The sequence below is a fragment of the Parasediminibacterium sp. HNIBRBA5674 genome (genome assembly GCF_056745525.1).
In genome coordinates this window covers 48328-63352 of record NZ_JBQWIE010000027.1, presented here as the reverse complement: position 1 = coordinate 63352, position 15025 = coordinate 48328, and the positions used below count along the sequence as shown (strand labels likewise).

Genomic DNA, 15025 nt, shown 5'->3' with positions numbered 1-15025 from the left:
GCATGTACCATCACTACTAATAGTCAAACACCCGTTTCTATTAGCATTATTGACCAGTATGGCAAATTATTACAACAAGAAAAAATAACCAATCAAAAAGCAATTACCATCGGTGCAAACTTACCAAAAGGCATGTATTTTATTAAAAGTAACATCGATGGTACCATCTCAACTCAAAAAATTATTAAACAATAGGCTGACCTTACACTTAATTTTATACTACTAAAATATACAAAAAAACTACGAAGCCAAAACAACTTCGTAGTTTTTTCTTTTAAAAAATGATATACCCGATTGATTGTTAAAATATTTATAATAAATAAAAACTGCTTCAGGGTATATAAACTTTGAATGAACGCCTAATTTTTTTCAAACCTAAATTTATAAATACTTGATGGCGTACGAGATTTCTGAATCAAGTCAAGCAATTCTTTTACCAATTCTGGATTTTTATCGGCTACGTTATTTTGCTCACCAATATCAGTTTTCAAATTGTATAATTCTGTAGTTGTAAGCTTAGGATCATTCATATTATTACGAACCAATTTCCAATCACCTTTTCGTATCGCTTGTTTTCCTCCAGCTTCCTCAGCACCTTCCCAATACAAACTTTCGTGTAATTTTTGGCTTTTAGAGCCTAATAAAGTTGGTAAAAAAGAAATACCATCTAAATTTTGGGGGCTTGGGGTCTCAGCTATTTCAGCTAGTGTTGGCATAACATCCCAAAATGCAGATATAAGGTTAGATGTTGTGCCAGCTTTTATTTTTTGTGGGTAGCGAACAATAAAAGGTACGTGCATTCCACCATCGTATAAATCTCGTTTTATACCCCTAAATGGCCCATTACTATTAAAAAAATCTGGGTCCCCCCCCCCTTCTTTGTGTGGTCCATTATCCGATGAAAAGAGAATGATGGTATTTTTATCTAATCCTAGCTCTTTAAGTTTTGAAACTATTTCACCTACTTGCTTATCTAATAAAGTAATCATTGCTGCAAAGGCAGCGTGTGTTTCTTTTTGACTACCAAGCCCACCTTTTCTAAATCTCTCTGAACCTGGTTCCAATCCCTTAAACTCTTTTTCAGGAAGCAGCTTACCTCTAAATTCTTTTAAATATTCTTCTGGAATTAGTAGTTCTGCATGAGGAATTGTACTTGGGTAATACATAAAAAAAGGTTTTCCCGTTTTTGCAGGATTATTTTTTTCTATGAATTGTAATGCCCTATTATGAATTAACAATGGTGCATATTGGGTATTTTTATCTTCAACATTGCCATCTAATATCACTTCTTTTCCATTGTCACATAAAAAAGATGGGAAATAATTGTGAGCCAAAACCTGATCGTTAAATCCATAAAACTCATCAAATCCTTGCTTATTAGGATCCCCCTCGTTTGTTTGATTTCCAAGTCCCCATTTACCAAACATACCTGTAGCGTAGCCTGCATTTTTTAACATTTCAGCAACTGTAACTATAGAATCTTTTAATGCAATGGCTTTATTGGCTTTTTTATCAAATTCACGATTTCCTCTAATATATGCATGTCCGGTAGATTGGCCAGTCATTAAGCAGCAACGTGAAGGTGCACATACTGCATAACCAGAATAGTGTTGTGTAAATAGCATTCCTTCTGCAGCTAGTTTATCAATATTCGGGGTTTTAAACTTTTGTTGACCATAACAGCTTAAATCACCGTAACCTAAGTCATCGGCCAAGATATAAACAATATTAGGTTTTAAGTTTTTAGACTTTTGTGCATTTGCCTGATGGATTTGTGCGATCCAAATTATTAAGCAACTAAGTAGTAATTGTTTTAAGCTCATTGAGGTTCTGTTTATAAGTAAATTTATTTTTTAATTTCAATACATACAGATGACCGTGGTTGCAAAGAAACTTCAATACGTTCTGATGCTACTTCGAAAATTTGATTTGTTAGCACATCAACACCGCTTTTTGCATTCCTTAGTTCTGGAATTGCCTTACTATCTACAACTACTTTATTAGCAGTATTGCCCCAATTAAATAAACCTATATATATACGATCTTTTTCTGTACGTACCCATTTTACTGGCATAGATGTATTTTCATAATCAAGTGGTATACCCATATTTCCCGTACCATGTTTAAAGGCTCTTTTAACTACGTCCAGTCCTTCTTCACTAATGGTTGCAGGATTATCAGACCAAGTTAACATACCACCAGTTATTATTAAAAAGTTGCACCATGTTTTAGCTTCATCTTTGGTATAGCCACTAGCCTTATCTGTTGTTTTACTAGCTACTACGCCATGTATAGGTTGATTTTTTTTGGTATACCCTTCACCTGCTACCACTAAAAAATCACCATCAGCCCAAAACAAATTTCCATGCATCCAAAACCTTGGTATTAGTTTGGTTTCAATACCATTTCTAGAGCGTTCCCAATTGGCTGCTACATCTGGTCCTATTCTAGATGCATCTACAAGACCAACCAAAGGAATAGGTACAGAGCCACATGCCAGCCAATAAGTATTTTGACCAATGGTATTTCTTATTTTTTGATAATATTCTCTCAGCACTCTTTCTGGTGCGTAGTCAGAGCTACCATAATCTCTATCTATACGGTATGCTGTACCCAAAAAATCTGTTTTAAAATAGCTGTAGCCCGCATCTGCAAAAGAACCTATTTGCTTTAAAAAGTAATCGTTACTTTTTTTATCGCTTGGGTCAAATATTCTTACGGGATTACTTTTATTGAAAGGATGCGCAAAAGACGGCAAGCCTGTTTCTTTCACAATTTCTGGCGATACAAATGATGGAGTTAACCAAATACCAGGTCTGAAATTATATTTTTTAATAACTTTTGCTGAATTTCCCATTCCATTAGGGAATTTTTTAGGATCACCCTCCCATTTGCCAAAATAGCGTGAATACCCACCATCTATTACAATTGAATTGAAGAGACCTGTTGTTTTTTGTAGTAAAGACATAGTATCTAAAACATATTTCAAGGTGTCTTCATTAATAGAGCCTTTAAAATATTCCCATGAGTTCCATCCATTATTAGCAACCATATTTTTACGGTTTATGGCTTGGTGGGGTTTAAATTTAGTACCGTAATTTAATAACGCATTTACTAAGCCTTTATCAAAAGAAATTACTAGTTCATCAAAGGCTTCTTTTCGGCCTGGTGTCATATTAAAAGGATTTTTACCAAATTCGGTGTAGGCCATAATCGTTTGGTTTTTCCCGTTGGCTTGCACGCAACTAGACCATAAAATATTAGGATTATAAGCCAGCGTTAACGCTTTGTTTTTATTTGGGGCAAACAAAATACCTAAATAAAAACTTTGTATTGTTTTGTTTTGAAGCCTGTAGTGTCCTGGGTTTTCACCACCCCATATAAAAAAATCTTCTCTGAAAAATTTTAATGAATCGAGATTGTTTTCAGAAAAGGTTTTACTATAGCTACCCCTTGCAGTAATTAATTGCCTTAAAGGGATAGCAGTGTTGCTTTGGTTATGCAGAATTGGCTTTATTGTTAACTCGCCATTTGTACTAACATTAAAAATCAATTGCGTTTGTAAGCCATTTATTGTGTTTTCGACAATAAGTTGAGTTGGTGTTTGCTTAATAATTCTGGCACCACGTAACGGTTCTGTATCATTAACCCATACACGCAGCAAATCCGTTGATAAGTCGTTTTTCTTAAAATTATAGCAACCAGCTTTTAAATAAATAGCTAACTCGCCATATTTATTGGCAATGGTAACAGGCGTTTCAAAACTAATTTCTTGGTTGATAATAGCTATGGTTCGGGTAGCTTCACCAATTGGCGTAGCAGGTATTTTTGTTTGTTCGTTTAAAACAGCATTTTTAGCTGCAGGGCTACTTTTTTTAATACTATCTAAAGGGTTGTTTTGCTGGCTAAAAACTTGACCAATTGAGAAAAATAGAGATAGAAATAAGGTTCTTGATAAAATCATGTGTTTTAATTTTTAATTTATTGGGTTTGAATTGTATTTTATAATATCAAAAAAGTTATCGTTTTTTAAAACCTTAAAAAAAACTCCGAAGTCTTTGACTTCGCAGAGCAACTAAATGAATCTTAATTCTTTTTCAAGAATTCTTCTATTGGTACTATTTCTTTAAACTCTTTTATTTTAATGTTTTTATAAAAAATTTCTGCTGTTTCCGATTGAAAACCAATGATACCTTCACTTACAGCTAATTTTTTACCTACGTTCACAATATTGCCATTTAATTTATGGATAGAATATTGGTTACCCATTACTATTATTTCACAATGATTCCATTTGTCGTTTAGGGCATTAAAATTGGTGGTGGCTGTTGCTAAATGTTCACCTGGTTTAACTGGTTTTAGTGTGCCGCCATCAGCCAAAAAAGCAAACTCATTTTTATCGTTAGCCGTCCATTCATTTACTGGTAAACCCCAATAATCGCCAGTGTGATTTTTATTTTTCAAGTGATTGTATCGTACTTGATATTCAACACCTTTTGGCCAAATAGCATCATCAACAACATGGTAATACACACCAGCATCGTACTGAAAAGATGCAAAATTATTAGCAATTTTTTTACCCCATTTATACTCAAACTTTAAAATGTACTTACTGTATTTTTTATTGGTATAAAAAAGCCCATGTGTTGGATTTTTACCTGTATTTAAGTCTGAACTATCAGCAAAATCTTTAAATACATGCACCATACCATTTTCAATGGCATACACTTTGGTGGCTAAAACAGAATCGCCACTACGAATTTTTAAGTGCCAGCCATCCCAGTTTTTCCCATTAAAAAGTGGCTCAAAACCATCTTTATCTACCTTGGTTGTTTGAGCTACTTTACAGGCATTGATGGCAACTACGGCTATACAAAATATTGCAACTATAACAACTACTTTCATCATGACTTTACTTAGAGATTATTTTAAGAAATATTTAATACAAATGAGTGAGTAATGTAATTAGTGATTAGGTCTTAGCTACATTGGCTTTAAGTACGCATTATTTTTTTGTAATGATTTTATGCTATCAACAACCAATTTTGCCTCTTTCATACTGTAAAATTTATCATTGTATAAATTCATCCACGAGTAGGTTAAACGCAGTAAACTATCTTGGGTATTTTTCATTTTTGCATCACCATATAAATTATGCATTTGATAAGGATCATTTATCCTATCGTACAATACATTATTTGCTGAAGCAACAGTTGCATTTTTTTCTGTACTAAATGTGTAATTATTGGTAAATACACCTCGTGTTCCTTGAGGGAAACACCAAAATGGCACATACTTTACCACATCTTGTTTATTTGTTAGTAGTGCATTAGAAAGATTCTTCCCATCACATTCTTTTGGTACTTCTAGATTTGCTAATCCTAAAATAGTTGGCATTATATCTAAAGCCCCAAATAATAAATTGGTAGTAGTACCAGCCTTTAAATGCTTCGGCCACCTTATTAAAAAAGGTATTCGACTAGAATAATCTTGAGGATGTTGCTTTGGTTCATTGATACCAAAATGTTCCAATAAATCACCATGGTCTGCACTAAAAACAACAATTGTGTTATTATCAATTTTTAGTTCTTTTAGTTTGTCCATAATTTGTCCAAACGCTTTATCTATGCCAGTAACCATTGCATAATGACCTTGATATACTTTACGTAAATCAGGTGAATTCTCTATACCTTTTCTTACTTTTATACTATCTGCATTGTACAATGCCAGCAATTCAGATGGGGCATCGTAAGTGTAATGCGATTTACCATCTGTACCTACTGCTTTGCCCATATCATGAGGTGGATGCCAAGCAACGACCATAAAAAATGGCTTATCAGTTTGCTTTCTACTATCTAAAAAATCATTTACTTGATCTGTTTGTCCATAAGGTTGCCATTTTGTATAAATCCGCTTCTTATCATTTTCATCCCAATAGTAGGCTTTACCAGCTTCAAATTGAGTGCTGCAATTATCTGTATAAAAAGTTTGATCGAATCCATAACGCATTTCGCCCCTTGGTATAGGTCTGTTTCTATTGCCACCCAATAAATGCCATTTACCAATATAAGCAGTTGAATAACCATTGTCTCTAAACACTTCGCCTATTTTTTTACCATTATCTGGTATCATAGGCACGTCATTGGTATAGCAGCCATTTTTAAGTGAGTGCTGACCCGACATTAATAGTCCTCTAAAAGGTGTACAAATAGGTTCGTTTGAAAAGCATTGGTTTAACCTCACCCCTTGCGTAGCAAACTTGTCAAGATTTGGTGTAATTACTTGCTTATTGCCATAGCAACCTAAATCATCGTAAGACTGCTGATCCGAGAGTATGATAATAACATTTGGTTTCTGTATTACTTTTTGAGCAATACAGTAATTAGAAAGTAAAATAATGCCAACTGAAAAACAACAGATGAACTTTAGCATGGTGTTTTAATTGAAAACTTATTTGAGGATATGATTTATGTTTTTTTCACAGAACCATTAAACCACTTAATTGCATATCATTTAAACAACATAAAATCAAGTAATGGCAATTAAAAAATTAATTACCAATCTTTTTTACATGTGTATTAAAAAAACCTTCATCTGCTCTATTTGCTGCCCTTGGCAAGCTTGGTGATGGCAATGTGCTGTTCCAATTAAGTAATTTGGTTTCTAGTTCTGCACCAACTTTTGGTAAGGCAGTTAATAGGTTTTTTACTTCGCCTTCTGGTGTAGACACGTCAAACAAATATTTTTCATCTGGTCCTACCATAATAAACTTGTATTTACCTGAAAGCACCGCACCTTGCGATCTCCAACGCCAAAATAAATCTTGGTGAGGCACACCTTTTTGTTTGCCTAATACAAATGGAATAATGTTTACACCATCTAATTCTTTGGCCTGCGGCAATCCTGCAATGGATACTGCGGTGGCAGCTACATCTAAGCTAGAAACTGGTGTATCGTACACTTTACCTGCTGGCAAAGTACCGGGCCAAGTAGCTACAAAAGGTGTTCTAATGCCCCCATCTGTAAGCATTCCTTTTTCGCCAACTAACGGCAAATTCAACGAGCCATTCCAAGCAGTTGATCTAAGTGGTGCACCATTATCGCCAATAAAAAATATCAAGGTATTTTTATCAATGCCTTGCTCGGCCAATAGCTTTCGAATGTTACCAATACCTTCATCCATAGCAGCTATCATGGCCAATGCTTGCCTGCGTTGCAATGGCAATGTGGTAGGCGTTTTTGAAAACCAAGGTTCAGGCGACTCTAACGGCACATGTGGTGTAAAAAATGCTAAGTATAAAAAGAAAGGATCTTTATTGGCATGGCGTTTTATAAACTGCATACCTGCATCGGCCTGCCAAACACAACGAAAACGATTATCTGTAATTCTATTATTTTCTGGCTCTAATTTATTTCCATTAAAATCATGAGACGCTTGAATACTATTCATTTGTCCGTTATAATATTCATCAAAACCTTGATCTTTCGGTTGATACGCTGCTACTGCTTTTGGATTTTCTCCACCTTTTTGCTTTGCAATTCTACCTTCGGGATTATCCAAATGCCACTTGCCTACTTGACAAGAAACATAGCCTGCTTCTTTTAATCTTTCAGGAATAGTTACCACCGATAAAGCCATTGATGGGTCGCCATTTTGTTCTACCCCAAATTTTTGTTGGTATTGCCCAGTTAACACACCAGCCCTTGATGGCACACACTGTGGGGCAGATACATAACCACGACTAAAACGTACCCCATCTTTTACCATAGCATCTAAATTGGGGGTTTTAATATCATTGTTTACGCCCTGTGCACCAAGGTCGGCCCAGCCATGATCATCGCTATAAATAAGTATGATATTCGGTTTTTTTTGTGCCGCCACCATGTTAGATGTTGCTACTAAAAAAATAGCCATTGATAATGCCAAAATTGAACGTTTCATTGTATTGTTTTTATTATAACAAATAGTGCAAAAAAAATTATTTTATAGAATGATCAGCCGTAATATCAATACCGTTCCACACTTTTTTAGAAGTCCAATCGGCTGATGGTGCTGACCAAAATACATCGGTTGCAGGCAAGCCTAAAGGCAACATGCCTACTGAGCATAAATACAAACTACCGGTTGAAATATAGCCTTCGCCAATACTTGGTTGATGACCTGCCAAACCAATTTGCAGCCAACCATTTTTATCAAACGTGTTTGTTGCTGTAATGGAACGATTGATAACAGCCGACAAAGCACTGCGTACCTGATTGGGGTTTATATCGGCAGGTAAGTGTTTTTGTAAAGCAATTTGTGCCAGCATTTGAAACGCACCAAACCGATAAGCTAACGAACGACCAATTGGCGGATAAGTACCTTCTGGCGAAATAAAACGCTCTTGAATTACGGCATATCGTGTGGCTCTTTCCAGAAGAATTTTATATCTAGCTTCGGTTATTTTACCATTGTCGAGCAATAGTTTTGTAATATCCAGCATCATGGGTTGTATTACAAAACTGTTGTAATAATCCCAGTGAAAATTAGCACCATCACCATAAGCACCGTCGCCCTTGTACCACTTTTCATGATCTATAAATGCAGTATCAATTGTTTCAAATTTGCAAGTACCTTCTGCCTTTAAAATAAATGCTTCAACCATAGCACTAAATAATTCCCAATTGTTGCCACGTTGCACAATAATACGGGTTGATTTTAAGGCACGAATGGTTTGTGCTTTGGTAGAATCGCTTAATGGCAACCAAAGTTGATGATAACCACGTAATAAACCGTGAGCCAAAAAAGCAGCATCTACAAGCGGCTGTCGATCATTTGTAAAGTTCATAAAATCGGGCGACGAAGGATTTACGGCAACTGCAATAGATTGCTTGGTTAATGCAATATATTTTTTTCGAAGCTTGCCTTCAGGGGTATTATCCTCACCAAGCTCTAGCCATGGTGCCAAGCCTGCTAGCAAGCGGCCAAATGCTTCTAAATGTGTTACAGATTTACGGTCTATTTTGCCATTTTCAACGGGCATATTGGCTCGAAGTTTTTGTTGGCTTAAATTGATTAGTACAGGGTCTGCAATTTTTGTAAGCACTGAAACCCAATATTCTCGGGTATCTGTGTTGATAGTTTTACTAGTTTGTGCAGCTACCTTAGAAAAGTTTACTACAAAAAAAGTAACTATTAATAGTACAAAAACTGAACGTTTCATTGTAGCATTCTTTAAACTGAGCTGATATTTATTGATTGTTATTTCCATTTGTATTCAAATACATAATTACCAGCACCAGCTTCAATTACCAATCCTTTTTCTGTTGCTTTGATTGCTTTAAAACCCAATGCTGCTATTGGTTTGCCACTTTCGGTAGCTAATTTTGTGGCTTGCGGTAAGGTGATAGTCGCAGATGAGTTGACAGGTATGGTAACCGTAAGTTTAATAGTTCCATTATTTAATTGCCAGCCAGATTTTATAACTCCATACGGACTATTTAATGTGGCAGAAGCATGGCCTAATTTATTGCTTGGCTGCGGTTGAATATAGAAATGTTTATAACCTGGAAATGATGGATCTATTTCTATACCAGCCACTACTCTATACATCCAATCGCCAATGGCACCATAGGCATAATGGTTAAACGAATTCATAGTAATAGTTTGAAAACTACCATCAGTTTTTTGGCCATCCCAACGTTCCCAAATGGTGGTAGCCCCCATAGTTACAGGAAATAACCACGATGGATATGTTTTTTGTAACAGCAAATCATAAGCAACATCAGTGTAGCCATAACTAGATAAAATATGGCATAAATAAGGCGTACCCAAAAAGCCAGTAGATAAATGATTGCCTCTGCTTTTAATATCTGCTACCAAATAAGCAGCAGCTTTTGGTTGTAAATTTTCGGGTAATAAATTAAACATCAAGGCTAGAACATAACCTGTTTGTGAATCGCTTTTTTTGCCATCAATTGGCTTAATTTTTCCATCAACATCAATGAATTGCTGGTTAAAAGCGGTCCTAATTTTTTCAAATAAATCACCATACTTTTTTGCATCATCGTCTTTACTTAAAGCTATTGCAGCCGTTTTTAGCAAACTAGTGGCATAGGCGAAAAAGGCGGTGTTTATGTAACGTTTATCGGTAAAGCCATCTTTAAAACCTGCTTTTCTACTAAGGCTATCTGGTACATAAAACAGCCAATCACCAAAGCCGTCGGCCTTTTGAGAAATATAACTATCGCCAATTTTTGTACGGGTATAATCTACCCATGCCTTCATACTTGGATATTGGTTTTGTAACAATTGTTTGTCACCATAGGTTAAATACATGGTCCACGGTGCAATTACAGCCACATCACCCCAGCCAGCACTATTACCTGCTGTGGGTGAGTTTAAAGGGTTTAAAACATCTGGTACTACGTTAGGTACAGAGCCGTCTTTTCGTTGCTCGGCAGCTACATCTTTTAACCATTTTGTAAAAAAAGAAGAGACATCGTAGTTGTAGGCAGCTGTACGCACAAATGCTTGTGCATCACCCGTCCAACCAAGTCTTTCATCACGTTGTGGACAGTCGGTAGGCACATCTACAAAATTGCCTTTTTGCCCCCATTGAATATTGTGTTGCAATTGATTTATTAATGGATTGGAACACTCAAAAGTTCCTGTTGGCTGCATGTTAGAATGTACTACCACACCTGTAATATTTTCGGCTTTTAAATCCATACCTTCAATAGAAATATACCTAAAACCAAAAAATGTAAATCTTGGTTCATACACTTCTACCCCATCGCCTTTTAGTGTGTAAGTCATAGTGGCTTTGGCTTTTCGAAGATTATCGGTATAAAAATTACCATCCTTATCCAATACTTCTGCATGACGAATAGTAATAGTTGTACCACGTTTGCCAGTTACATTAAGCCTCACCCAGCCCACCATATTTTGTCCCATATCGGCCACTAACAGACCCTTTGGCGTACGAAATATTTTTACAGGTTTTAGTTCTTGAATTTTCTCTACTTTAGCACCCTCAGCGGCTACTAAAACGCTATTATCAAAAGTGGTTTCAGCTACATTTTTCCAAGCAGCATCGTTAAAATTTGGCTTGTTCCAATTGGTTATTTCTCTTGTAGCGTTATAGGTTTCGCCATCATAAATTTCGTTCATAGTTATGGGGCCATCACTGGTGTATTTCCAACTACCATCGCTAATGATCCACTCGGTTTTACCATTGGTATATTGCACAAAAATTTGACAAAGCAAACCCAATTTGTCCCCATGAAGAGGTATCGGTGAACGCTTCCAGCCAATATGACTTCTGTACCAACCTTCGCCTAAAAAAGCACCAACTGCATTGGCACCTTCGGCCAACATATTAGTAACATTATAGGTTTGATATTGCAAGCGTTTCTGATAAACTGTCCAGCCTGGTGTTAATTGCTCGGTACCTACTTTTTTGCCATTTATACTTAACTCATAATAACCGTGGCTTGTTACATAAGCCCTTGCAAATGCTACTTTACCTTTTACTGAAAATGTTTTACGCAGCATAAAAGCTGGCGAGGTATCGGTAACTGGTAAAAATTGTACAGCAGGTTCTATCCATTTTGCTTGCCACTCGCTAAGCGATAACAATGCCATTTCCCAAGTGGCTGTTTTGCTAAAACTAGATACTCTATTTTTATTGTCCCATACTTTTACTTGCCAATAATACACTTGCTTGCTTTGCAAACTTCTGCCTTGATAAGGCTGCAAAATTGAAATATTTGATATCACTTTTTTAGAATCCCACACCATTGTATTTGCAGTAAAATTGGGCGATGTAGCTACACGAATTTGATAAGCTGTTTGACTCACATTTCTTTCGGGTGAACTAAGCTTCCAACTAAGCCTTGGGTTTGTAACACTTATACCTACTGGATTTTGCTTATGCTCGCAAGTAGTTTCAATAATTTGTACTTGGGCAAAAATGGGTAAATAAATGAATAGTAAAATGGCACAAATAATTTGTTTCATAATTGCAATTTGTTTCCTTGTTATATTTATAATTGTTATTGCCATTTATATTGAAATACATAGTTACCAGCACCTGCTTCTATTACCAACCCTTTCTCACTTTGCGATATTGCGTTAAAACCCAATACCGATAAGGGTTTACCACCTTCGGTTACAGATTTATTAGCATGCGGCAATGTAATTCTGGCCGATGAGTTGGGAGGAACAGTTACCATTACTTTAATACTGCCGTTTATAATTTCCCAACCAGATTGTATAACACCGTAAGGGCTGTTTAATGTGGCCTTAGCATAACTTAATTTATTGTTGGGTTGTGGTTGTATGTAAAAATGTTTATAGCCTGGCATGGTAGTATCTACTTCAATACCAGCCACCACACGGTACATCCAATCGCCAATGGCACCGTAGGCATAATGGTTAAAAGAGTTCATGGTGCTAGCTTGAAAAGTGCCATCGGTTTTTTGGCCATCCCAACGTTCCCAAATTGTGGTAGCACCCAAGGTTACAGGATACAGCCACGACGGATAGGTAGTTTGTAACAACAAATCGTACGCTACATCTGTATAGCCATAATTAGATAAAATATGGCACAAATAAGGCGTGCCCAAAAAGCCCGTAGATAAATGATTACCTCTACTTTTTATATCCGCCACCAAATAAGCAGCAGCTTTTGGCTGTAAATTATCGGGCAACAATTTAAACATCAACGCTAAAACATAACCTGTTTGCGAGTCGCTGGGCTTGCCATCGATTGGTTTTATTTTGCCATCAACATCAATGAATTGTTTATTAAACGCTTCCTTTATTTTTTCAAATAAATCACTATATATTTTCACATCTTCTTCTTTATTTAAAGCTATTGCAGCACTTTTTAGCAAGGTAGTAGCATAAGCAAAAAAGGCGGTGTATATGTATCTTTTATCAGTAAACCCATCTTTATAACCAGCCATTTTGCTTATACTATCTGGCACATAAAACAACCAATCGCCTGGGCCGCTTGTTTGTTGCGAAATATAGGTATCGCCAATTTTTTTACGGGTATAATCTACCCAAGCCTTCATACTAGGGTACTGACTTTCTAATAACTGCTTATCGCCATAACTTAAATACATAGTCCATGGGGCAATAACGGCTACATCGCCCCAGCCAGCATTGTTACCAGTAGTTGAGCCATTTAAGCCATTTAATATATCGGGTATAACTGGTGGTACCGAACCATCTTTCTTTTGGTCGGCAGCTAAATCTTTTAGCCATTTTGTAAAGAAACCAGACACATCAAAATTATAAGCAGCAGTACGGGCAAATGCCTGTGCATCGCCTGTCCAACCAAGTCGTTCATCACGTTGTGGGCAGTCGGTGGGCACATCTACAAAATTGCCTTTTTGCCCCCATTGAATATTGTGTTGTAATTGATTAATAAGCGGATTAGAACACTCAAAAGTTCCTGTTGGCGGCATGTTAGAATGTACTACCACACCTGTAATATTTTCGGCTTTTAAATCCATACCTTCAATAGAAATATACCTAAACCCAAAAAAAGTAAATCTTGGTTCATACACTTCTAGGCCATCACCTTTCAGCGTGTAAGTCATAGTAGCTTTGGCTTTGCGAAGATTATCGGTATAAAAATTTCCATGCTTATCTAAAATTTCTGCATGGCGAATGGTAACGGTAGTACCTCTTTTTCCAGTTAATTTTAAACGTATCCAACCCACCATATTTTGCCCCATATCAGCTACTAATAACCCTTTTGGAGTTCTAAAAATTTTTATAGGTTTTAATTCTTGAATATTTTCTACTTTAGGTCCATCCGGGGTAACCAAAACACTGTTATCATAACTAGCTTCGTTTACACTTTTCCAATCGGTAGCTGTAAAACTTGGCATATCCCAGTTGGGTATTTCACGGGTAGCATCGTAGGTTTCGCCATCATATATTTGGTTCATGGTTATAGGGCCATTGCTGGTGTATCTCCAAGTACCATCTGTTATTATCCATTCATTTGTACCATCAGTATATTGTACAAAAATTTGGCATAACAAAGCTAGTTTGCTACTATGAATCGGTTTTTTTAAACGCATTAAAGCTATACTGCCTCTATACCAGCCTTCGCCTAGCAAAGCACCAACTGCATTGTTTCCAGGTGCCAACATATTGGTTACATCGTAGGTTTGGTATTGTAAGCGTTTATGAAAAGTTGTCCATCCTGGGGTTAATAATTCTGTTCCTACTTTTTTACCATTTAAACTTAGCTCGTAAAACCCATGGCTTGTTACATAAGCCCTTGCAGATGCCACTTTTCCTTTTAGTGCAAATGTTTTACGCAGCATGTAGGCGGGTGAGTTATCGCCAATGGGTATAGGTTGTACATCAGGTTCTATCCATTTTGCTTGCCACTCGCTAAGCGATAACAATGCCATTTCCCAAGTAGCTGTTTTACTAAAACTGGATGCTCTATTTTTGTTATCCCATACTTTTACTTGCCAATAATACACTTGCTTGCTTTGTAAATTTTTACCTTGATAAGGCCGCAAAATTGAAATATTTGATACCACTTTTTTAGAATCCCACACCAATGTATTTGCAGTAAAATTGGGTGATGTAGCTACACGAATTTGATAAGCCATTTGGCTGGCGTTTCTTTCAGTTGAACTAAGTTTCCAACTAAGCTTTGGGTGTAAAGTACTTATGCCTATTGGGTTTTGCTTATACTCGCAAGTAGTTTCTACAACTTTTACTTGGGCAATTATGGGTAGATGGATAAGTAATAAACTGATAATAATAAATAGTTTCATAATTGCAATTTGTTCGTTACAGTTTCAAGCGTATAAATTAATTTTTTTATAGTAGTTACATTCAATTTATAAGAGCTACTACCAAATGACTATACAGAAAAATCACCTTCTGTTTTTTGATATTTTGCCCCATTTAAGGCTGGTTAATTTTACCATTTCAAAGTGTGGTTGCGGCTTCAGTTATAATACTATTTTTATTTACTATAGATATGTAAAGTAACTTATTTAT

Annotated in this window: 9 protein-coding genes; 1 reads left to right on the top strand and 8 read right to left on the bottom strand. The window is 36.2% G+C overall.

The genetic code is table 11. The features are described 5' to 3' along the window. Nucleotides 1-195: T9SS type A sorting domain-containing protein (locus ACT9TX_RS13535; protein WP_481338969.1), on the top strand; the 195-nt coding region annotated here is incomplete at its 5' end. A gap of 164 nt (nt 196-359) precedes the next feature. Here ACT9TX_RS13535 and ACT9TX_RS13530 read toward each other — a convergent pair. From ACT9TX_RS13530 to ACT9TX_RS13495, 8 genes are all read right to left on the bottom strand, one after another. Continuing rightward, on the bottom strand, nt 360-1823 hold the full coding sequence (locus ACT9TX_RS13530; RefSeq protein WP_481338967.1) for an arylsulfatase: 1464 nt from the start codon (nt 1821-1823) through the stop codon (nt 360-362). A gap of 23 nt (nt 1824-1846) precedes the next feature. Continuing rightward, nucleotides 1847-3964 (bottom strand): alpha-amylase family protein, encoded by a 2118-nt coding sequence (locus ACT9TX_RS13525; protein ID WP_481338965.1) that lies wholly within the window; start codon nt 3962-3964, stop codon nt 1847-1849. A gap of 122 nt (nt 3965-4086) precedes the next feature. Beyond that, on the bottom strand, nt 4087-4908 hold the full coding sequence (locus ACT9TX_RS13520; RefSeq protein ID WP_481338963.1) for a 3-keto-disaccharide hydrolase: 822 nt from the start codon (nt 4906-4908) through the stop codon (nt 4087-4089). 75 nt (nt 4909-4983) lie between these two features. Further along, nucleotides 4984-6432: a sulfatase family protein gene (locus ACT9TX_RS13515; RefSeq protein WP_481338961.1), complete on the bottom strand. Its 1449-nt coding sequence runs from the start codon at nt 6430-6432 to the stop codon at nt 4984-4986. A 118-nt stretch (nt 6433-6550) separates the two neighbouring features. After that, nucleotides 6551-7942, bottom strand: coding sequence for a sulfatase family protein (locus ACT9TX_RS13510; protein WP_481338959.1), 1392 nt, complete (start codon nt 7940-7942; stop codon nt 6551-6553). Between the two features lie 37 nt (nt 7943-7979). Next, entirely contained in the window at nt 7980-9203 is a 1224-nt protein-coding gene (locus ACT9TX_RS13505; protein ID WP_481338957.1) for a DUF2264 domain-containing protein, read from the bottom strand. Nucleotides 9204-9241: 38 nt separating this feature from the next. Then, nucleotides 9242-12001 carry a family 78 glycoside hydrolase catalytic domain gene (locus ACT9TX_RS13500; protein WP_481338955.1) on the bottom strand — a complete coding sequence of 920 codons (2760 nt, stop codon included), beginning with the start codon at nt 11999-12001 and terminating at the stop codon, nt 9242-9244. A 35-nt stretch (nt 12002-12036) separates the two neighbouring features. Continuing rightward, a complete protein-coding gene (locus ACT9TX_RS13495; RefSeq protein ID WP_481338953.1) occupies nt 12037-14796 on the bottom strand; it encodes a family 78 glycoside hydrolase catalytic domain in 2760 nt (919 codons plus the stop codon). Between the last annotated feature and the right edge of the window lie 229 nt (nt 14797-15025).